At 37.6% G+C, this 20,035-nt stretch carries 18 protein-coding genes; 11 read left to right on the top strand and 7 right to left on the bottom strand.

The features are described 5' to 3' along the window. Positions 1 to 17: 17 nt before the first annotated feature. Entirely contained in the window at positions 18 to 1,658 is a 1,641-nt protein-coding gene (locus tag O0931_RS03885) for a TldD/PmbA family protein (protein ID WP_269414234.1), read from the top strand. Positions 1,659 to 1,999: 341 nt separating this feature from the next. Here the strand turns inward: O0931_RS03885 and O0931_RS03880 are convergent, their stop codons facing one another. Then, entirely contained in the window at positions 2,000 to 2,887 is an 888-nt protein-coding gene (locus O0931_RS03880; RefSeq protein WP_269414233.1) for an SMP-30/gluconolactonase/LRE family protein, read from the bottom strand. Positions 2,888 to 3,273: 386 nt separating this feature from the next. Next, positions 3,274 to 5,781, bottom strand: coding sequence for a S9 family peptidase (locus O0931_RS03875; RefSeq protein WP_269414232.1), 2,508 nt, complete (start codon positions 5,779 to 5,781; stop codon positions 3,274 to 3,276). 175 nt (positions 5,782 to 5,956) lie between these two features. Here O0931_RS03875 and O0931_RS03870 point away from each other — a divergent pair, with 175 nt between their 5' ends. The 4 genes from O0931_RS03870 to O0931_RS03855 all read left to right on the top strand — a co-directional run bounded on the left by O0931_RS03870 (position 5,957) and on the right by O0931_RS03855 (position 10,362). Further along, complete coding sequence (locus tag O0931_RS03870; RefSeq protein WP_269414231.1) at positions 5,957 to 6,835, top strand: polysaccharide deacetylase family protein; 879 nt, start codon at positions 5,957 to 5,959, stop codon at positions 6,833 to 6,835. Between the two features lie 61 nt (positions 6,836 to 6,896). Next, positions 6,897 to 8,261 (top strand): M1 family aminopeptidase, encoded by a 1,365-nt coding sequence (locus O0931_RS03865; RefSeq protein ID WP_269414230.1) that lies wholly within the window; start codon positions 6,897 to 6,899, stop codon positions 8,259 to 8,261. An 11-nt stretch (positions 8,262 to 8,272) separates the two neighbouring features. Then, positions 8,273 to 9,154 carry a polysaccharide deacetylase family protein gene (locus tag O0931_RS03860; RefSeq protein ID WP_269414229.1) on the top strand — a complete coding sequence of 294 codons (882 nt, stop codon included), beginning with the start codon at positions 8,273 to 8,275 and terminating at the stop codon, positions 9,152 to 9,154. Positions 9,155 to 9,192: 38 nt separating this feature from the next. Continuing rightward, a complete protein-coding gene (locus O0931_RS03855) occupies positions 9,193 to 10,362 on the top strand; it encodes an RsiV family protein (RefSeq protein ID WP_269414228.1) in 1,170 nt (389 codons plus the stop codon). A gap of 390 nt (positions 10,363 to 10,752) precedes the next feature. Here the strand turns inward: O0931_RS03855 and O0931_RS03850 are convergent, their stop codons facing one another. After that, complete coding sequence (locus O0931_RS03850; protein ID WP_269414227.1) at positions 10,753 to 11,205, bottom strand: 3-oxoacyl-ACP synthase; 453 nt, start codon at positions 11,203 to 11,205, stop codon at positions 10,753 to 10,755. A 167-nt stretch (positions 11,206 to 11,372) separates the two neighbouring features. Next, positions 11,373 to 11,948 carry a nitroreductase family protein gene (locus O0931_RS03845; RefSeq protein ID WP_269414226.1) on the bottom strand — a complete coding sequence of 192 codons (576 nt, stop codon included), beginning with the start codon at positions 11,946 to 11,948 and terminating at the stop codon, positions 11,373 to 11,375. A 260-nt stretch (positions 11,949 to 12,208) separates the two neighbouring features. On the opposite strand from O0931_RS03845, the gene O0931_RS03840 reads away from it, so the two are divergent. The 6 genes from O0931_RS03840 (at position 12,209) to O0931_RS03815 (ending at position 17,579) form a co-directional block, all read left to right on the top strand. Beyond that, on the top strand, positions 12,209 to 13,048 hold the full coding sequence (locus tag O0931_RS03840) for a CvfB family protein (RefSeq protein WP_269414225.1): 840 nt from the start codon (positions 12,209 to 12,211) through the stop codon (positions 13,046 to 13,048). A 181-nt stretch (positions 13,049 to 13,229) separates the two neighbouring features. Further along, entirely contained in the window at positions 13,230 to 14,375 is a 1,146-nt protein-coding gene (locus tag O0931_RS03835) for a methionine aminotransferase (protein ID WP_269414224.1), read from the top strand. 20 nt (positions 14,376 to 14,395) lie between these two features. Next, positions 14,396 to 15,199: a nitrilase family protein gene (locus O0931_RS03830; RefSeq protein WP_269414223.1), complete on the top strand. Its 804-nt coding sequence runs from the start codon at positions 14,396 to 14,398 to the stop codon at positions 15,197 to 15,199. Between the two features lie 95 nt (positions 15,200 to 15,294). Then, positions 15,295 to 16,329 (top strand): glycosylasparaginase, encoded by a 1,035-nt coding sequence (locus O0931_RS03825; RefSeq protein WP_269414222.1) that lies wholly within the window; start codon positions 15,295 to 15,297, stop codon positions 16,327 to 16,329. 61 nt (positions 16,330 to 16,390) lie between these two features. Continuing rightward, the gene (locus O0931_RS03820; RefSeq protein ID WP_269414221.1) at positions 16,391 to 17,203 is read left to right on the top strand and encodes a copper homeostasis protein CutC; all 813 of its coding nucleotides are present in this window, start codon (positions 16,391 to 16,393) and stop codon (positions 17,201 to 17,203) included. Between the two features lies 1 nt (position 17,204). Beyond that, the gene (locus O0931_RS03815; RefSeq protein ID WP_269414220.1) at positions 17,205 to 17,579 is read left to right on the top strand and encodes a hypothetical protein; all 375 of its coding nucleotides are present in this window, start codon (positions 17,205 to 17,207) and stop codon (positions 17,577 to 17,579) included. 165 nt (positions 17,580 to 17,744) lie between these two features. Here the strand turns inward: O0931_RS03815 and O0931_RS03810 are convergent, their stop codons facing one another. The 3 genes from O0931_RS03810 to O0931_RS03800 all read right to left on the bottom strand — a co-directional run bounded on the left by O0931_RS03810 (position 17,745) and on the right by O0931_RS03800 (position 19,835). Then, complete coding sequence (locus O0931_RS03810) at positions 17,745 to 18,143, bottom strand: DUF983 domain-containing protein (RefSeq protein ID WP_269414219.1); 399 nt, start codon at positions 18,141 to 18,143, stop codon at positions 17,745 to 17,747. Between the two features lie 105 nt (positions 18,144 to 18,248). Next, positions 18,249 to 18,830, bottom strand: a complete 582-nt coding sequence (locus O0931_RS03805; RefSeq protein ID WP_269414218.1) for a Crp/Fnr family transcriptional regulator — start codon at positions 18,828 to 18,830, stop codon at positions 18,249 to 18,251. A gap of 18 nt (positions 18,831 to 18,848) precedes the next feature. Beyond that, positions 18,849 to 19,835: a D-alanine--D-alanine ligase gene (locus O0931_RS03800; RefSeq protein WP_269414217.1), complete on the bottom strand. Its 987-nt coding sequence runs from the start codon at positions 19,833 to 19,835 to the stop codon at positions 18,849 to 18,851. Positions 19,836 to 20,035: the final 200 nt, after the last annotated feature.

Genomic DNA, 20,035 nt, shown 5'->3' with positions numbered 1-20,035 from the left:
ATTAAAATTTTCAAAAATTGAGAAGAAGAGATTTTTTATATATGACAGGCGTTGGACTTGGTGCAACCATGATACCCAACATGCCTGCTTTTGGCAAAATTATTTCTGTAGAAGAATCTTTAACGCCTGTTGATGTAGCCCTGAAGAAAAAAATGGCCGATGTTGCGCTTAACGCAGCAAAAAGCAAAGGTGCAACTTATGCCGATGTCCGCATCGGCAGGTATTTAAATCAGGTTGTTGCAACAAGGGAAACCAGAGTTGAGAACATCTCGAATTCAGAATCTTACGGCTTGGGTGTACGTGTTATCGCCAACGGAAGCTGGGGATTTGCTGCAACCAATAACCTTGATAACGCCAGCATTGCCAAAGCCGCAGAAGCTGCCGTTGCGATTGCAAAAGGGAATTCTAAGTTAATGGAAGAACCGGTACAGCTAGCACCGCAAAAAGGTTATGGCGAGGTAAGCTGGAAAACACCAATCGAAATCAATGCTTTTGAAGTGCCGATTAAGGATAAGGTTGATTTACTTTTAAAGGTAAACAGTGAAGCCATGAAAGGTGGTGCAAAATACATCAACTCAAATCTTTTTATGATTAATGAGCAGAAATATTTTGCCTCAACTGATGGTTCTTACATCGATCAGGATATCCACAGAATCTGGCCAACCTTTACTTTAACCAAAACGGATTCAGCAAGTGGTAAGTTCGAAACCAGAAATGCTTTAAGTGCACCAATGGGTATGGGTTTTGAATATTTAAATCCAAAAGATTCGGAAAAAATTAAAGGCGGACCGGTAACGATGTACAAGAAGCGCTACGACATCCTGGAAGACGTTCGCGAAGCAGCCGTGCATGTTGATGAAAAACTTAAGGCCAAACCGATTGCACCAGGCAAGTACGATTTAGTTTTAGATCCCTCTCACCTATTTTTAACCATACACGAATCTGTTGGTCACCCGACAGAACTGGATCGTGTTTTAGGTTATGAAGCAAACTACGCCGGCACAAGCTTTTTGACGCTCGACAAATGGGAGTCGAAAAAATTTAATTTTGGAAGCAAAGAAGTCAATATCCTTGCCGATAAAACAGAAACCGGTTCTTTGGGCGCCGTTGGTTATGATGATGAAGGTGTGAAGTGCGGAAATTGGGACATCATTAAAGATGGAATTCTGGTAAATTACCAAACCATTCGCGATCAGGCACATATATTGGGTTTAAAAGCTTCACAAGGTTGTTGTTATGCAGACAGCTGGGACAGCATCCAGTTTCAAAGAATGCCGAATGTTTCATTAGCCCCGGGAAATGCAGCTTTAAGTGCAGCAGATATGGTTAAGAATGTGGAAAAAGGCATTTACATGTTTGGCCGAAACTCCTACTCAATCGATCAGCAACGTTATAACTTCCAGTTCAGTGCACAATTGGCTTACGAAATTAAGGAAGGCAAAATTGTTGGCATGTTTAAAGATGCGGCTTATCAGGCAAATACGCAGGAATTCTGGAATTCTTGTGTTCAGCGATGTGATAAAAATGATTACCGTTTAGGCGGAACTTTTTCAGATGGAAAAGGTCAGCCAGGTCAGGCCAGTGCCGTCTCTCACGGAAGTGCGACCACTCGTTTCAATGGTGTAAATGTGATTAATACAGGCAGAAGATTGGGGTAAGAAAATGTGGTTATTTTATATTCATAACGTCATTCCCGTGCATACGGGAATCTTAAAGCGCTAAATTCTCGTCGTTTCGCTGCGCTTCATCCGATAGCTATCGGATCGAGATGACGGGAAACTAGTTTTAAAAATTATAATATTTTGCATTAGGATTTCTAGTCAATACTTAATGGTTTGTGGCTCACAAACCATTAAGTATTGATTCCGGTCTGTGAGCCACAGACCGGGGAGTTAGAATATTTTGCATTAGGATTCGCAATTAAATCAGGAATGACGACCATTAAAAATCTAATTTTTCGTGGATGAATGCCTGAAACTTTGATACAATCTTATTTATTTTATTCCACGCCTTTTGCTGTTGTTGGAATCATATAAATAGATTTTGATGCCGTTATGAAAAGTATATTCCGATTTTTGCCGCCAAAACAGATGTTGCCGCACCAGTTCTCAGGCACATCAATATGCCCGGTTTTTTCGCCGGTTGGCTTGTAAATATCAACACCTTTTCCGGTAATATAAATATTTCCATCGCTGTCCAGTGTCATCCCATCCGAACCTTGTTTAAGAAGAAGTTTGCGATTGCTCAGCGATGCGTCTTTGTTAATCTCGTACCGATAAGTTACGTCCGCAACCCTATCTGCAATATAAAGATATTTCCCGTCAGGTGTACCCACAATTCCATTTGGTCGTTTAAAATCATCGGCGACTACAACTGCAGTTTTCTTTCCTTTCGGAAGATAGTAAACCTTTTCTCCATTAAGCTCAGGCTTTTGCCTGGCCCAGTAATCACGCTGGTAGTAGGGATCGGTAAAGTAAATTCCTCCCTTTGCATCCAGCCAGATATCATTCGGGCCATTAACCCTTTTGCTTTCAAAATCGGAAAATAGAATCGTTATCTTTTTGTTTTTATCGATAGACCAGATTTGGTTATTTTCATCAGCACAAACAATCAGATTACCTTTTTTATCGAAATAAGTTCCGTTAGCCCGGCCAGATTTATCCATAAACAAACTCAGTTGTCCATTGATATCGTATTTCCAGATTTTATCATTTGGCTGGTCGGTAAAAAACACATTTCCCTGCTTATCAACCGAAGCACCTTCTGTAAATTTAAATTGTGAGGAAATTAACTTCAAACTGTCCTGAATAAAAATTTGATTCGAAGATTGAGCGAATGAAGACAATGAAAGCGAGATTAAAATTGGAATCAGGGCGTATTTTTTCATGAATAATATTAATTTACAGGGAAGATTCATCAACTTGATTCAAATCTTCATCCGATAGTTATCGGATTCGGGCGAAGCTACAATCGAGATGACAGGACGAAAAGTCGTCATTTCGACCGAAGCGGAGAAATCTTTGTAATAATTATAAAACAAGCTTAAGATTCATCCCTACCTTCCACAGTCTCAATGCTATAAGTTAGGAAGATAACAAAAAATATTTGTCAATCCTGAGCTGGCTTGCATGGAGCAAGTCGATTGAAGGACAAATATTTTTTGTTATCGATTATAAAAAGGTATTCGACAGGCTCAAACTGACATAACATCTTAATAAACAGCCATATATATTCTCAAAGTCGGGTTGAATTGATAAACCTAAATAAAAACATCTATTTACCTGTTTTTTCAATATCCCTGTCCATTTCGATTAAATCTACATCTTCAGGACTCGAAAAATCGCCAATCAGGTATTTATTGAAATGGTCGGCCAGTTTCCAGAAGGCATATTCCGTCATGTCGCCAAAACCGTGGCGCTGACCCGGAATAATCAGAAAATCGAAACGTTTGCCGGCTTTCATTAACGCATTAGCCACACGAATGGAGTTTGCCGGATGAACATTGTTATCTACGTCGCCATGCATTAATAAAAGGTGTCCTTTTAAATTCTTTGCTAAATCGGGGTTTTTATCGATGCTGTATTTAAAAGAAGTATCGCCTTTTAAAGAAACAATTTCTTTTACGCCATGATGTTTTTCACTCCACCAACGATTATAAATGCTGTTATCGTGGTTACCTGCGTTGGAAACTGCCACCTTGAAAAACTCCGGGTAAACCAGCATTGCAGCTGTAGACATAAAACCACCACCGGAATGACCGGTAATACCAACTCTTGTTTCGTCAATATAAGCATATTTTGAAGCCAGTTGTTCAATAGCTGTTTTCTTATCGGCCAAACCATAATCCCGAAGGTTACCGTAACCATAAGTATGATACCATTTAGAGCGTGAAGGATTTCCACCACGGTTCCCAACCGTGATTACGATATAGCCAAACTGGGCCAAACGCTCCGTTCTGTCCATCCCTTTACTGAATGCCTTGTTTACGGCTTCGGTTTGCGGGCCAGGGTAAACGTATTCAATAATGGGGTATTTTTTATTCGGATCGAAATCAAATGGTTTATACATCACGCCATATAAATCGGTAATACCATCATCGGCCTTTACTTTAAATGGTTCAGGAAATTTATATCCTGCAGCCATTAATAATGATAAATCTGTTGTTTCCAAATCCATCACCTTTTTTCCGTTTTTATCGTAAACGGCAGATTTTGGTGCCGTATTTACCCTCGAATAGGTATCCACGAAATAAGTATTGTTATCGTTCATGTTCGATAAATGATCAAAATCGCCTGCATTCAGCAATTTCATATCCGAACCATCGAAATTAATGCTGTATAAGTGCAGGTAATACGGATCTTCTTTCGCTTCGCGACCGTTTGCAGTGAAATATAGAACACGTTTTTTTTCATCGATATTCACTATACTTTCGCAATGGAAAGCGCCTTTTGTAATCTGATTTTTAAGCTTACCATTTCCATCGAAAAGATAAAAATGTGCCCAGCCATCACGTTCACTCCAGTGAATCAGTTCTTTTCCATCGTTAATCAATCCCGGACGGTTTACTTCAACGTAAGTGTTAAAACGTTCATCAATTAAAGGCGTAACCTTACCAGTTGCAATTTCAATCGTACCGATATCAATGCGTTTTAAATCGCGGCTGGTACGGGAGAAATAAAACTGACTATCATTCCCTAACCAAACCGAAGGACGAAATTCGTTATCCCGGTCTTTATTTAAAGATGGTTTACTCCAAACCGAAACACTCTGGTCTTTAAAAGCAGAAACATTTAATTTCTTATACGATTTAGCGGCAAAATCAAAAAGTAAAACTTCATCCTGAGGGGCTTCCGCTTCGCCCGGCATTTGATATTTGTAGGTTTCTAAAGTTGGGCGACCGGGTGTAACACTATTAATCACCCATAAATCCTTAACCTTACGCGAGTCGGTTCTGTCTAAAACGAAGTATTTGGCATTCGGCGACCATAGTACATAAGCACCCCTTCGTTTTTTGTTGTTCTTTTCGTTTTCTACATTATTTTCCCCGTCGCCATCGTTTCCGTATGAATAAAATTTTACACCATCTTTAGTTAACTGGTGTTCTACTATTGTGCTGTCATCTTCATTTTTAACCGCCTTTTTGTAGTTTTCTTTATCCATCCAATACAAATTATAATTGCGTGAAAAGATAATAGCCGATGAATCCGGTGCCACAGAACCCCACATGGGTTTTGGTTTAGGTTTGCTGAAATTAGGTACCTCCGTAAGCCTGGTGGTTGCCAAATCGTATTTAAAAGCATAAATTTTCTTCTGCATTGAATCGGCAGCTTTCTTATCTTTTCTATCCGGTTTTAGTTCATCAACCGTACTCTTTATTTCAAAAGAAACGCTTTTTTCATCGGCTGCAAATTTTAAATTTTCCAAAGGCAAATGTTCCGCATCGAAAGGATCGCGAACAATTAGGGTAATGTCTGCAGCAAGTTTTGCATTATCAAACAGCAGTTTTTTTGATTTTGTTGCAGGATCAACCAAATACCAAAATTTGCCTTTCGGACTTTCGAACGTATACCAAAAACGATTGCTCAATTTAAGCCAGTGCGGATCTACAGCAGTGGAATAAACCATTTTCTTAAGCTTATTAGGCGAAAACCTGGAGGCCAGCTGGTAATTTGCTTTAGGTTGAGTTTGTGCGTTTTCGGTTATCGTAAATGTTTTATTTTGTGCGACGCCTGCAAACGATAAAAGTTGGGCGCATAAAACGAGTTTGTAAAATTTATTCATTAATGCCTGGTTTTGAGTGGCCTAAATTATTCAATTAGCTACAATTATGCTGCATCAGGCATGTAAAAAATGCGATAGCTTGAAAAAAGTTGCAGGTATGATTTATTTATCAACACAACCCTATTTAACGACTATTTTTTAGGAGAATTTATAGTTTTGCATGAAATACTTATTTATGAAATTCAATTTTTTAATCATTTTAACTGCAGGCGTAGCGCTATTTGCAAGCTGCCAATCCAGCTCGCAACCAGAAAGCAGTAAAGCTGCCGATTCTACTCAACAAACCACAAAAGAGTCGGGCTTAACGTCGGGCAAAATAGACGTCTCCAAAATACAAGCAGCTGATGCGAAGACCATTCTCGCCAGAAAACAAGTGCCAATTTTATGTTACCACCAGGTTAGAAACTGGAAACCTACTGATGGAAAGGTTGGCAAAGATTACATAGTTGAAATTCAGAATTTCAAAGACCAGATGAAAATGCTGGCCGATAGCGGTTACCACACCATTTTACCCGATCAACTTTATGCCTATTTGAATACCGGAGCGGCTTTACTAAGCAAACCGATTATGCTGACTTTTGATGATACAGACGAAGATCAGTTTACGGTTGTGCGCCCTACCCTCGATAAGCTTGGCTATAAAGCAGTTTATTTCATCATGACGGTTTCCATCGGCAGAAAGGGAAAATTTGTAAATTACATGACGAAGGAACAGATTAAACAATTAGCAGACGAAGGAAATGTAATTGGCTCGCATACGTACGACCATAAAAACTTTAAAAAATATTCCGGTAAAGATTGGGAAGAACAATTAGATAAACCGACTAAAAAACTGGAAGAAATTACGGGCAAAAAAATGACAGAATTTGCCTACCCTTTTGGTTTATGGAATGCTGAAGGGATTCCGGAATTGAAAAAACGCGGGTTCAGAATGGCTTACCAGTTATCAACCAAACGTGATGAAAAGGATCCGCTATTCACCATCCGCAGAATTATTGCAAGTGGTTACTGGAGTCCGAAAACACTGAGCAATAGCATTAAAAATAGTTTTTAGTAACTTTATAAACCTAGATGAAAATTGGGGTTTTCTTTTTTGAAATCTTTTATAACCAGGTATGATGAGAAAAATCTTTACGCTTCTGTTATTTGTTTCTACGTTCTGCACACTTAAAGCGCAAAGCCCGCATTTAAGCGGCAAAGTTGAAGTTGTAATGGCTACAGGTCAAATCACCTGCGATTTCGTTTTAAGCAATATCCCCGATTTAGGAAACGACTATCAGGTTTTATTGAATAAGGGCTTTAACATCAAAGCCATTAAAGATTCTTCGAACAAAACCTTAAGTTATTCGGGATTTTATAATGGCAAAATGCGTGGCGAAGGCTTGGTTTATGTTCCCGAAAAAGGAGATACCGTGCTCGTAAACCCCAAGCGATTACACATCACTTATACCGGAGCATTTCCAATTTACACGGATACATTAAACTTTATCGATTTTAAAGGATTAATCGCTTTCAATGGCAAAACGATGCGGGCAGCCGATCAGTCTAAATGGTATCCAATCATTTATGATGTAAAAAACGACAGGTTAATCGAACAAATGACTTATGATATTCAGGTAACGAGTAAAGATTCAAAAACGATTTTCGTAAATGGCGATTTGCCGAAACCTGGACCTGTTGGTACTTTTAAATCTGACATTGCCATAGCACCTATGCTTTTTATCGGAGATTATGCTGTTCAACAAGCTAAGGGTGCCTTATTTCTGAATACAAAATTGAATAATAAACAACTTCATGTTTTCGAAGATAATATTGCCGAAATGAAAGCCTATTATTTTAAGGCTTTAAACATTCCTTACGATACAAAAAATGTATTCATAGAACATGATGCTGTAGAAAAATATAATAAAGGCAGAAGCTGGGCTTTTGTTGCCTTTCCAACGATTGCATTTGCAGGAACTAAATTTGGCGATATGATTGATGAAGAGCATGCTAAACTGAAAGATTCTACTGATTACCCGTATATCGCTCACGAAATCGCCCATTATTATTTTGGAAATGTTTTACAACCTAACGCTACACTGTTTTGGTTCTTTTTAGAATCCACAGCTGAATACTTATCCGTTAAGGCAACTGAAGAAAAATTCGGAAAACAGTTTGCAACAACCTATTTTCAAAATAAAGGAAAGCAATTAAAAAATTTCAATGCAGTCCCCTTAAACACGATAAAAGACATGAATAGTATGTCTGGAACCTACAGGTATTCATATGGTCCGTTTTTACTCAGAGGCTTGGAACAAATGATTGGCGAAAAGCGCGTATTTAAATTTTTAAATACATGCCTTAAAACAAAAAATGAATTAACAGATTATGATTTCTTCAAAAGAAATGCGCTGAAATCCGGTATCACACAAAAAGAATGGGATGCTTATGAGAAATCGTTTATTATGTCTGAAAACGCCGTATCTTTAATTAAATAAACATTATAAAATTGAACAAAACAAAATTAACTACAAACGCTTCATTTTTCGTAATTACCGCTTTTGGATTGTTTTTAACGGCCTGTACCCATAACTCGGGCAAAGAAAAAACGACAGATAAACCCGCTTCGGAATCCGTGAAAATCGATTCAGGCAACACAAAACCTGCCGATAATAAAACGATTTTAAGCCGTCGCGAAGTTCCTGTTTTATGTTACCATCAAATCAGAAATACGATTGCAAGCGACAGCAAAAGGGCCCATGATGACATAATTGCACCTGATAAATTTAAGGAGCACATTAAAATGCTGGCCGATAGCGGCTACCATACCATTTTACCTGATCAGCTCTACAATTACCTGGTATACGGCGCAAAATTACCCCAAAAACCAATTATGATAACTTTCGATGATACCGATGAAGATCAGTTTACAACGGGTGCCTCTACCCTAAAAAAGTATAGTTTTAAAGGGGTTTATTTTATCATGACGGTTTCGATAGGCAGAAAAGGCCGGATTAATTATATGACTGCAGCACAGATTAAACAACTGTCTGATGAAGGGAATACCATTGCAAGTCATACGTACGATCATAAAAATTTCGCGCAGTTTACCGATGAAGACTGGACTACCCAAATTGATAAACCGACCAAAAAACTGGAAGAAATTACTGGTAAAAAGGTAGAATATTTTGCTTTTCCTTATGGTGTTCTTAAAGCAGCTAATCTCCATAAATTAAAAGAACATGGTTTTAAAGCCGCATTTATTTTATCTACCGCAAGAGATGAAAACTACCCGCTTTATACCATCAGACGCATAATCGACCCTGGAAGATATACGGCAAAAAACCTTTATTACAGCATTAATAAGAGTTTTAATAAAACAAAAACCTAGTCTCAGCTGTAACTTATTGTGCTTACTAATCGTTTTTTATGAAAAATATAATTCTTTTTTATTCATTAGGATTACTCCTCATTTCCAGTTGCACCAATTCCAAAACGGAAACCGGTGATGATACAACTTCCGGCAGTAACAAAAAGGTAAATACAGAATTAACCGAAAATTTTTATAAAAGATTAGAAGGAACCATTGCCGGTAAACAGGTTATTATGCATCTACAAAAATTTAATGGCGATTATAATGGCGATTATTACTACGATGGTTCATGGCTCAACCTTTCTACTGACACTTTAATCGGAAAAGACAGCGTTGTACTTTTCGAAAATAGTTTCTATGATTACTATTTCAATGAAGACGCAAAGCAAGCTAAAATAAGCTTAAAATGGACAGGCATAGGTTTTAAAGGAATTTGGGAAAGCGGCGATAAAACAAAAAAATATCCTGTTTTACTGGACGAAAAATACCCTGAAGGCAGCTATACTTTTTCGACGGGAGTTTATCAGGATTCTGTTAAAGCCTTTACAGACAAGCCAAAATCGCCAGTTGCAGAAATTAGTTTTGAATACCTTCAATCAAAAACAAATAACGAATCCGGCAAATGGCTTGATAATCAACTTAAACGTATTTCAGGTATTAACTTAGGTTCCTTAGACAGAGCGATGGCATTCAGGAAAATTGCTGATGCGTATTTTGCTGATTATAAAAAAGAAATTGCAGAGCAGCAAAAAAATGGGCCGGACAGGGGTTTCCTTGAATGGATGAATTACACCAGTAATAGTCAGCAATCTTTAGCTTATAATGATAATGGCCTCGTAGTTGTTAATTTCCTCGCTGATGCCTACACCGGAGGTGCACATGGCAATTACAGCAGCACACTGTATTGTTTGGATGTAATGAACAAAAAACAAATGGTTTTAAGTGATGTAGTAAAAATTAATTCGAATACACTTCAAACATTACTCGAAAAAAACCTGAGAAAACAATATAACATTAAACCCCAGGATAAAATCAGCACAGTACTTTTCGATAACTTTTTAAAACCAAATAATAATTTCTATTTCAATGATAACGGATTGGCATTTATGTATAATCCATACGAAGTTGCAAGTTATGCACAAGGACAAATTGTCGTTTTTATTCCTTTTACGGAGCTTAAACCCTATTTAGTTCCGGGTTTTGCATCGAGAATAGGTATAAAATAAACTTTATCAGTTCCATGGTATGTATCTTCCCGGACCATTATCGTATTAAACCATTTTGCTGTTCCCGCAGATTTCACAGATTACGCAACAAAAAGATTCATCAGCTGCACTAGAATGACGATCAGCTAATAATGCAGCTTTGACAACTTTCCGGCCAGCGTAATAGAAAAGTTGTCAACGCTACTGTTTACAAAACTTCCAAGATCAGATATTTCCACTAATCATTAACAATTATGCTCTTTCTGCCGATTGCACAGATTACGCAAAAAATAAATTCATTTAATGCCAAAAAAAAGATTTCCAGCCTTTGCCCGAAATGACGATCAATTAAATAACGCAGCTTTGACAACTTCCTGTCAAGCACGATAAAAGAGTTGTCAACGCTACTGTTTACAAAACTTCCAAGATCAGATATTTCTTTCCGTTAAAATTTAATTCATCTCCTGCTTTTTTCCCAATGAAAAGCCGGCCAATTGGCGCAGCTTGCGATACGGCAAAGAAAGTTTGACCATCAACTTTTAATTCTCCGGCACTAATGCTGATGTAAAAATTTCCGGCAGATGTTAAAACCAAACTCCCGTTTTTCACTTCTTTAACAGCACTTACGTTTTCTATTTGCTGCAATGCGATTTTCTGTTGTCCGGCCTCATACAATAGTTTGCTGTTTCTGTCCATTTCCTGCTGCATCATTTCGCGGGTGGTTTCATATTTATCGCCAGCGCTGCTTTTTGTATCATCGTTTGATGCTTGCCTTGCTTGCCGCATTGAATATTCTATATTTTCTATCCTGTTTTGAATAAAAGTTAAGCACAGCTGATAAAGTTGAGATTTTAGAGAAGACATGGTTTGATGGAAGATGTTTGATGGAAAATAGGTAATGGTAGATGGATGATGGGAAATGGAAGATGGATAATGGAATTAACAACATAAAACCAGATTGTTAATCGCTGAAGTGTTAAGAAATTCTTCAGACAATTCAACAATAAAACAATTCAGCAATATAAAAACTACTACTCCTCAATCCACCGAACCTTTTCTTCCATCGAAGTACGGTTTGGTGCCCATGGTTTTTCGTTGTGATAACCCATATAGAAAAGCCCGATACATTTTTCATTTTCTTCTAAGCCTAAAAAATCACCCAAATCATCAATTAACGGCGGAGAACTCCAGTAAGCACCTACCTTTAAACTTTCAGCCGTTAAAGCCATATTTTGAACAGCACAGGATACTGCTGCTAATTCTTCCCATTCAGGTATCTTACCACTTAAGTGCATATTTATAGCGATAATACAGTTTGCCTGACTTGTTTTTTCCGCAAAACTGTCGTACTTTTTTTGAAGAAATTGTTGCGGTGAGACCAGGTTTTTATACAAACTGCCCAGTTCCGCACCTAACCTTTCCAAACCTGCTTTTCTGATAACGACAAAGCGCCAGGGCTGCGTTAATTTATGTGTTGGCGCATAGTTAGCGGTTTCTAAAATTTGATTAATCACCCCAACCGGGATCTCTTTATTTATATAACTCGCAGGAAAAATACTGCGCCGCTCTTTTATAATTTTAACGATTGTTTCGTATGCTGTACTCATTTGGTAAAAGTAACGAAAAGCTAAAAAACTAAAGCTGAAAGCGAAAGGCAAATTTATCAAATTGAAAGATTTGACGCTTTAATGTCTTGCCAGTTAATTCTCCTTACCCAATACTTGATACTCGATACTCAATACTCGATACTTGATACTCCATACTTGATACTTGATACTTGACACCCTAATAAAATAAATACAGTGTAACCTTTTAAGATTATTAACTTTACAAAATAAATCATTGAAGAAAATGGTTAGCCCGAATTATGATTGAAATAGGAAAATATAACGAATTAAGAGTTTTAAGCAAAACAGAAGCTGGTTTAAACTTAACAGATGGTGATAAATTAGTCATACTGCCTTATCAATATGTTCCAAATGGTTTGGAGATTGGCGATAATATCAGCGTTTTTGTGTACATCCAAAAAGATGGCCGGTTAACAGGCACTACCCAGAAAGCATATGCCGAAGTGGGTGACTTTGCTTTTTTAAAAGTCGTTTCAGATGGCGATGATGGTGTTTTCATGGATTTAGGCATTGATAAAGATGTGTATGTGCCAACGAAAGCGCAAAAAAGACCTATGCAAAAAGGCTACAAATATGTCGTTTATTTGTATCTGGATGAAAATAACGACCGTTTGCTGGCCTCATCCAAATTATACGATTTCGTTGAGGAGGAAGACTTTGATTTCGAGGAAGGCGATGAAGTAAGTTTGTTAATTACGGAAGAAACGGATTTAGGTTTTAATGCCATTATTAACAACACTTATATCGGTTTACTTTACCACAACGAGGTTTTCGATAACATTCAAATCGGCGAACATCGGAAAGGCTGGATCAAAAAAATCCGTGTAGAAGGTAAAATAGATTTAACCTTGCAGCCTAGTGGTTATGGACATATCCTGGACTCAAAAGAAATGATTTTGGCTGCCTTAAAAAAGAGTGGCGGCGTAATCGAATTAGGCGATAAAAGTTCTCCCGAAGAAATTTATCACCGTTTCCAGATTAGCAAAAGCGCTTTCAAGAAAACGATCGGATCACTTTATAAGGAACGCCTGATTGTACTTTCTGATGACTCGATAAGGTTATTGACAGATGAAGATTAGTTTTTACGAAAATAGCTGCGGAAACACATGGACTCGGCCTTTAACCTCTGTAAATTCAGTGTTTCCGTGGCAAAAAATTCATTTAAATTAAACTTCTCTTTTAAATCCTCACCGCGATTGGTAATCCATCTGTAAATTAGGCTATAATCTTTCAGGCTTTTTTTGCTATTTTCGCTTATACATGCTGAATATACAATCGAAACTTCCCGGCATAGGTACTACCATTTTTTCGGTGATGTCTAAGCTTGCGGCAGAGCACAATGCCATCAATTTATCCCAGGGTTTCCCGGATTATCCTTGTGATCCGAAATTGACTGAACTGGTTAGTAAAGCCATGAAAGATGGTTTCAATCAATATGCACCAATGCCCGGTAACCCTTTCTTAAAGGAAACAATTGCCGAAAAAGTAGAAAAATTATACCGTGTAAAATATAATCCTGATACTGAAATTACAATTACTGCCGGCGGAACTCAAGCTATTTTTACGGCACTGGCAGCGATAATTAATCCGGGTGATGAAGTGATAATTTTTGAACCCGCTTATGATTGTTATGCGCCAACCATAAAGCTTTTAGGTGGACAGGTAAAAACATATGAGCTTGCACCACCAAATTACGATATCGATTGGGATATGGTAAAAAAGCTTTTTACCTCAAATACGAGGATGATTATACTAAATTCTCCGCAAAATCCAACAGGTAGTATTTTATCAGAAGAAGATATGAAATTGCTGATCAAGTTGGTTAGCGGAACTGATATTTTAATCCTTAGCGACGAAGTTTATGAGCATTTAGTATACGATGAGCAAAAACATACAAGTGTAATGCTCTTCCCCGAATTAAAGAAAAGAAGTTTCGTTATTGCTTCTTTTGGCAAACTCTTACATGCTACCGGATGGAAGCTGGGTTACTGCCTCGCTCCTGAACCGTTAACTAAAGAATTTAGAAAAGTACACCAATTTAATGTTTTCAGCGTTAATAGTCCGATGCAACAAGCTATAGCTGATTACATTAAAGAACCAGGCAATTATAGTGGAATCGCAACTTTCTTCGAGAAAAAACGTGACTTTTTCAGAGGGCTTTTAGCTGAAAGCCGGTTTGAGTTGTTACCTTGTAAAGGTTCATATTTTCAGTGTGCGAGCTACAGTAAAATCAGCGATGAAAAGGATACCGATTTCAGCATCAGGCTAATAAAAGAATTCGGAGTTGCAACGATACCTGTCTCTGCATTTTACCAAAAAGCAACCGACCATAAAATTATCAGATTTTGCTTTGCCAAAGAAAATTTAACCCTTGAATCAGCAGCAAAAAAATTAAAAAATGTTTAACATTCTGAAATACTAAACATATGGAAGCACCTGTTTACACGCAGATAGAAAACCTGAAAGTAACCGTTTTTCAGGCTTATCTTTTTTGGGAAAACATAGAGAAAAATCTTTTAAATCTTGCGCTTCGATTATCTATGGGCGTTCGTGAAAAAACCGATTTAATTATCTTACCTGAAATGTTTAACAGTGGTTTCAGCATGAATTCGGAAGCTTTAGCGGAAGAAATGGGTGGTTTTACCATGCAATGGATGCAAAAAATGGCCTATCAATACAACAGCGTGGTAACCGGAAGTTTAATTATAAAAGAAAACGGAAATTACTATAATCGCCTGATTTGGATGGAACAAAACGGCGACTATAAATATTATGATAAACGACATTTATTCGGTTTAGGAGAAGAAGATAAAAACTTCAGCCCGGGAAAAAATAAACTCATTGTCGAACTTAAAGGCTGGAAAATAAGATTGGCCATTTGCTACGATTTGCGTTTCCCCGTGTGGTTACGCAACGTAAATGAAGAGTATGATATTTTGCTATTGGTAGCCAGCTGGCCTGATAAACGTTCTTCACATTGGAAAGCATTAATTCCGGCCCGTGCGATAGAAAACCAAAGTTATGTGATAGCCGTAAACCGTGTGGGCCACGATGGAAACCAGGTTTACCACAGCGGGCATTCGATGTGTATCGACCCATATGGCAGTACCGTTTATTACAAACCTGAAGATGAAGATTTGTACACTTTCAGCATTAATTATGAGGAACTGGTTAAAATCAGACGCCAGTTTCCTTTCTTAAAAGATGCAGATCAATTTGAAATCAGTTAACAATTCAGTTGGCAGATTTTAGTCGGTAGTTTAACTAACCGATTAACCAGTTCAAACAATAAAATAATTTAGCAATTATACCAATTAACCAAACAATGTTCAACCGTCGTAAATTTATAAAAGCTTCTGCCCTCTCTGCCGGGTTATTAGCCATTGATAAAACCAGTATGGCCGATGCAATACCGGCTCCGTCAAATAAAGCCGCTAATCTTCCAATTGTAATTTCTACCTGGGATTTCGGTATCGCTGCAAATGCTGATGCCTGGAAAGTACTTTCCAAAGGTGGAAAAGCGTTGGATGCCGTTGAACAAGGCGTTTGGGTACCGGAGGCTGATGAGAAAAATCAGTCTGTAGGCTACGGTGGCTTGCCTGACAGAGACGGTAAAGTAACTTTAGATGCCTGCATTATGGATGAGCAAGGAAATTGCGGCGCTGTTTTGGCTTTAGAGCACATTAAACATCCCATTTCTGTTGCGCGTAAGGTGATGGAAAAAACACCTCATGTGATGCTGGCCGGCGACGGTGCGCTGCAATTTGCATTAGAGCAAGGCTTTAAAAAAGAAAACCTTCTTACACCTGCAAGTGAAAAAGCATGGAAAGAATGGTTAAAAACGGCTAAATACGAACCTGTAATGAATATTGAGAACAAGCTTTACGATAAAGCGGCACCTCAGAAATTACCGGGCAATCAATACAATCACGATACGATTGGCATGTTAGCCATCGATAGCAAAGGAAATATTTCCGGCGCATGTACTACAAGTGGTATGGCCTATAAACTTCATGGCCGAATCGGCGATAGTCCCATTATCGGCGCGGGTTTATATGTAGATAATGAAGTGGGTGGCGCAACATCAACCGGTGTTGGCGAAGAAGTGGTTCGCAATGTGGGTTCATTTTTGGTTGTTGAACTGATGCGGCAGGGCTACACCCCCGAGGCGGCTTGTAAAGAAGCTGTAATGCGGATTATCAAGAAAAAACCCGAAACTGCAAAAAATATTCAGGTGGGCTTTCTGGCCATCAATAAAAAAGGCGAATACGGTGCCTATGCCATTCAGCAAGGTTTTAGCTATGCAGTTTGCAATGCAGAAAAGCAAGATTTGTTGATTAAAGGAAAAAGTTATTATTAACCCCCAGCCGCAGGGTGCTACAGAAAAGATGTAAATAGCAAGCGAAAAATATTAAGTATATATGCATACTCATAATTCAGCTCCTCCTTTAAGAGCGGAGGGGTTAAACGGTGGAAATTCAAAATCCCCTGCAACAACTTACGGCTTAGAAGTCTGTGCAAATGGTTATGAATCTGCCTTAAATGCTCAAATTGGCGGGGCTAAACGCGTGGAGTTTTGCGATAATTTGGCCGAAGGCGGAACAACACCAAGTTACGGCCAACTGGCTCTGGCCAAGAAAAATTTAACTATCGAAATTTGGCCAATTATTCGTCCGCGGGGTGGTGATTTTTTATATTCCGACATAGAGTTTAACTTAATGAAAGAAGATGTAAAAATTTGCAAATCATTAAATTGCGATGGCGTAGTTATCGGAATACTTAAATCAGATGGAAGCATTGATAAAGAACGTTGTGCTGAATTAATAGCACTGGCACAACCACTTCCCGTCGCTTTCCATAGGGCTTTCGACATGAGTAACAATATGGAAAAAGCGCTTGAAGATTTAATTGAACTAGGAATTGTCCGTGTGCTTTCTTCGGGAGGAGCAAGCTCAGCAATTGAAGGTGCAAAAAAATTAGCAAAATTGATTAAACAGGCAAATGGTCGTATAACTATTATGCCGGGTGCCGGAATTAATAGTGATAACATTCAAGAACTAATTGATATTTCAGGAGCCACGGAGTTTCATGCTTCCGCTAAATCTTTTGTCTCGAGTGGTATGAAGTTTAGGAATACAGAGAGTAAAATGGGTAGTATTGAAGATGAGTATCAATATGAATTAACTTCTGTGGAAAAAGTAAAGGCTTTGGTTAAGAAAATAGAAAAATTTTAAAATGGCAGTTATTTTTAAGCCTTACAATTTTTTAATTTTAGTCGCTACATTATTTTTTATCGCTTCCTTTTTCGTTACCAGAAAAACAATCGAAGTAAACTTATCAGACAGCTATTATATTATTGGTTTTATTCAGTTTTTAAGAATGGTGGCCGTAGTCCTTTTTATCTTTAGCGCATTTTACAAACTATTAAAGAGGTATTTAAATCTGCTTATATTAAGCTACCTCCACATCGTAATTATGCTTATTGCAATTGGAATTTTCATTTTTATTACTGACCCGTTTGGAAAGGCCTTGAATTGGATTACTTTAATTTTCATTTTAAGTCAGATACTTTTCTTAACAAATATTTGCTTCGGTATTTTAAAAAAATAAAAATCAATTAATTTTCAGACAATATTCCACAAGTCGTCATTCTCGCGTATGCGGGAATCTTAATCCGTATTGTGTTGTGAATTAAGATTCCCAATTAAATTGGGAATGACGACAAAGTTTATTCTTCTCCAAATAAATTAATCTATAAATTTAATACACTTCTGTTTACTTGTTTAAGCCACTTCCGGAAACATATCCCAAACCTGGTGTTAACCAGTGCAATAAAATGACTCTTGAATAGCGGTAATTTATAGGTGATAGCAATAATACACCAAATAGAATTAAACCCACATAATACCAAAGATTTTCATAGATAAGTGGTAAACCTAAAATGTATGATGCAACGCCAATTGTAATGATTTCAGCAACATTCATCGCATAGCTTACAAACATCGCTACATAAAAGAACCCGGGTTCGCGTTCAAATTTCAAATTACAAACCGGGCAATTTATATTTGTTTTCTGGAGTTTGAAAGCATAAGCGCTACCGGTAAAAATATCACCCTTACGGCAACGCGGACATTTACACTGTAATACCGCCTGGAATTTAGAAAGCTCTGCCATGATTATTTTATTAATGAGGCAAATTTACACTTTGAAAAATGCTTAAATTATGATCTGCATCATATCAATAGAACAGCAAGAACCAAGAAATGTTCTGCGGCAGGATTAAACCTTCATAATCTTTCCCCGGTTTAAATTTATCAAACCTTTATCAGCAAGCAATTTCACACCTCTTATCACCGTCTCAACCCTTAAACCCGTCATATCCGCCAAATCCTGACGGGTCACCTTTAAACTTTCGCCTGATGAAACCTCCAAAAACAAATAATTAATTATGGTTTCCAGGCGATGTTCTGCCTTTTCGCCTGCAAGTTCTTCAAGCATCATAGATTTATAAAATAGTCTGTTGCTCAAAACCTTTATTAAGTTCATGCTGAAGTCTGCATCATCTTTTAAAAGATTCAAGAAATCGGTTTTACCAACCGGGATTAGTTCAGAATTTTTGCTGACAATTGTATAGGCCAGATAAGGTTTATTTATTAGCAATGCAGGTTCCCCAAAGTATTGACCGGTTTTAAAAACACCCTGAATAAACTCTTTTCCTGCATCATTCACCGTAACCATTCTTACCTCTCCTTTTTTGATAAAATAAACAAAGCGAGGCTGCATTCCCGGTTCGTAGATAATAGAATCCTTCGGAAATTCCTTAACCGGATAACCTTTATCTATGAGTTGCTGGATATACATTTGCGGTTTTATTAAAGGCTATCCTAAAGTTTCTTTCATTAAACTGGTGTAAAATTCTTTGAGTGATAAGCCCATCGCAGCAACTTGCTGAGGAATAAAACTGGTTGCCGTTTGCCCGGGAATGGTATTAATTTCAATGAAATAAAAATTACCGGTTCCGTGTTCCAGAAAATAATCTATACGAACAACGCCCCTGCAATTTAATTTTTTGTAAACATCTTTTACTATCTGATGAACCCTCGCATATTCTTCTTCATTCATATCGCCAGGCGTAATTTCTTTGGTAGAACCCGGTGTATATTTTGCTTCAAAATCGAAAAATTCATTTGTTGGTATAACTTCAGTGGTGGGCAAAACCGTAACTTCACCCTGTGCGCTGAAAACACCAATCGAGAATTCCCTTCCGCTAACAAATTCTTCGATTAAAACCTGTGTATCTTCTTTAAAGGCTTTTTCTACAGCACTATCCAAATCATCGACATGCTTAACTTTGCTCATACCGATACTGCTTCCACCACTGTTTGGTTTCACAAAATAAGGCAATCTTAAACCTTGTTTAATCTGGCTAAGGTTATATTTACTATTTTTAAAAATCTGAACAGAATTGGCCGTGTATAGATTTGCTATTCCTTCAACAATTGCCTTTGTGTAGCCTTTATTCATGGTTATGGATGAAGTTAAGGCATCGCAGGTGGTGTAAGGAATATTCAGCATATCGAAATAACCCTGAAGTTTTCCATCCTCTCCTGGCGAACCATGAATGGCAATGAAAACCCCGTCGAACTTTATTTTACGACCTTCAAAGTTTAAAGAAAAGTCGTTCTTGTCAATTTCTATCTTAACAGAATCTGCAGGCTCGTAAAACCAGCCTTTATCATTCAGCATGATTTTATAAACATCATATAAATCGCTATCGATATTTTGTGCAATTGTAGCAGCGCTCTTTACCGAAACAACCCATTCGCCTGTGGTACCGCCAGTTAACAATGCAATCGTTTTCTTCATGTGGAAATTCCTTAATTATAAATAGAAATTGAATATAAATATATCTTCAAAAATATAAATATCTTTGGGCAATATTTAATTTTGAATAATAGAATTGATAATTGATGGTATTGTATTTGCTTCAAAATGGGCGTTCAATAATTTAACATTCGGTTATTCAATTATTAAATTAACTACATTTGAGTTTGCAGCGTTTAACC

This window comes from Pedobacter rhodius (assembly GCF_027213645.1).
Classification (GTDB): Bacteria; Bacteroidota; Bacteroidia; order Sphingobacteriales; family Sphingobacteriaceae; genus Pedobacter; species Pedobacter rhodius.
This window is presented reverse-complemented; position numbering and strand designations above follow the sequence as displayed.

What these genes read in the sequence shown, in the direction of transcription:
- O0931_RS03810 (WP_269414219.1), bottom strand. Translation starts at nt 18,143, where the DNA reads ATGGCAGAGCTTTCTAAATTCCAGGCGGTATTACAGTGTAAATGTCCG.
- O0931_RS03880 (WP_269414233.1), bottom strand. Translation starts at nt 2,887, where the DNA reads ATGAAAAAATACGCCCTGATTCCAATTTTAATCTCGCTTTCATTGTCT.
- O0931_RS03855 (WP_269414228.1), top strand. Translation starts at nt 9,193, where the DNA reads ATGAAAAATATAATTCTTTTTTATTCATTAGGATTACTCCTCATTTCC.
- O0931_RS03835 (WP_269414224.1), top strand. Translation starts at nt 13,230, where the DNA reads ATGCTGAATATACAATCGAAACTTCCCGGCATAGGTACTACCATTTTT.
- O0931_RS03850 (WP_269414227.1), bottom strand. Translation starts at nt 11,205, where the DNA reads ATGTCTTCTCTAAAATCTCAACTTTATCAGCTGTGCTTAACTTTTATT.
- O0931_RS03805 (WP_269414218.1), bottom strand. Translation starts at nt 18,830, where the DNA reads ATGTATATCCAGCAACTCATAGATAAAGGTTATCCGGTTAAGGAATTT.
- O0931_RS03870 (WP_269414231.1), top strand. Translation starts at nt 5,957, where the DNA reads ATGAAATTCAATTTTTTAATCATTTTAACTGCAGGCGTAGCGCTATTT.
- O0931_RS03875 (WP_269414232.1), bottom strand. Translation starts at nt 5,781, where the DNA reads ATGAATAAATTTTACAAACTCGTTTTATGCGCCCAACTTTTATCGTTT.
- O0931_RS03830 (WP_269414223.1), top strand. Translation starts at nt 14,396, where the DNA reads ATGGAAGCACCTGTTTACACGCAGATAGAAAACCTGAAAGTAACCGTT.
- O0931_RS03845 (WP_269414226.1), bottom strand. Translation starts at nt 11,948, where the DNA reads ATGAGTACAGCATACGAAACAATCGTTAAAATTATAAAAGAGCGGCGC.
- O0931_RS03800 (WP_269414217.1), bottom strand. Translation starts at nt 19,835, where the DNA reads ATGAAGAAAACGATTGCATTGTTAACTGGCGGTACCACAGGCGAATGG.
- O0931_RS03840 (WP_269414225.1), top strand. Translation starts at nt 12,209, where the DNA reads ATGATTGAAATAGGAAAATATAACGAATTAAGAGTTTTAAGCAAAACA.
- O0931_RS03820 (WP_269414221.1), top strand. Translation starts at nt 16,391, where the DNA reads ATGCATACTCATAATTCAGCTCCTCCTTTAAGAGCGGAGGGGTTAAAC.
- O0931_RS03865 (WP_269414230.1), top strand. Translation starts at nt 6,897, where the DNA reads ATGATGAGAAAAATCTTTACGCTTCTGTTATTTGTTTCTACGTTCTGC.
- O0931_RS03825 (WP_269414222.1), top strand. Translation starts at nt 15,295, where the DNA reads ATGTTCAACCGTCGTAAATTTATAAAAGCTTCTGCCCTCTCTGCCGGG.
- O0931_RS03815 (WP_269414220.1), top strand. Translation starts at nt 17,205, where the DNA reads ATGGCAGTTATTTTTAAGCCTTACAATTTTTTAATTTTAGTCGCTACA.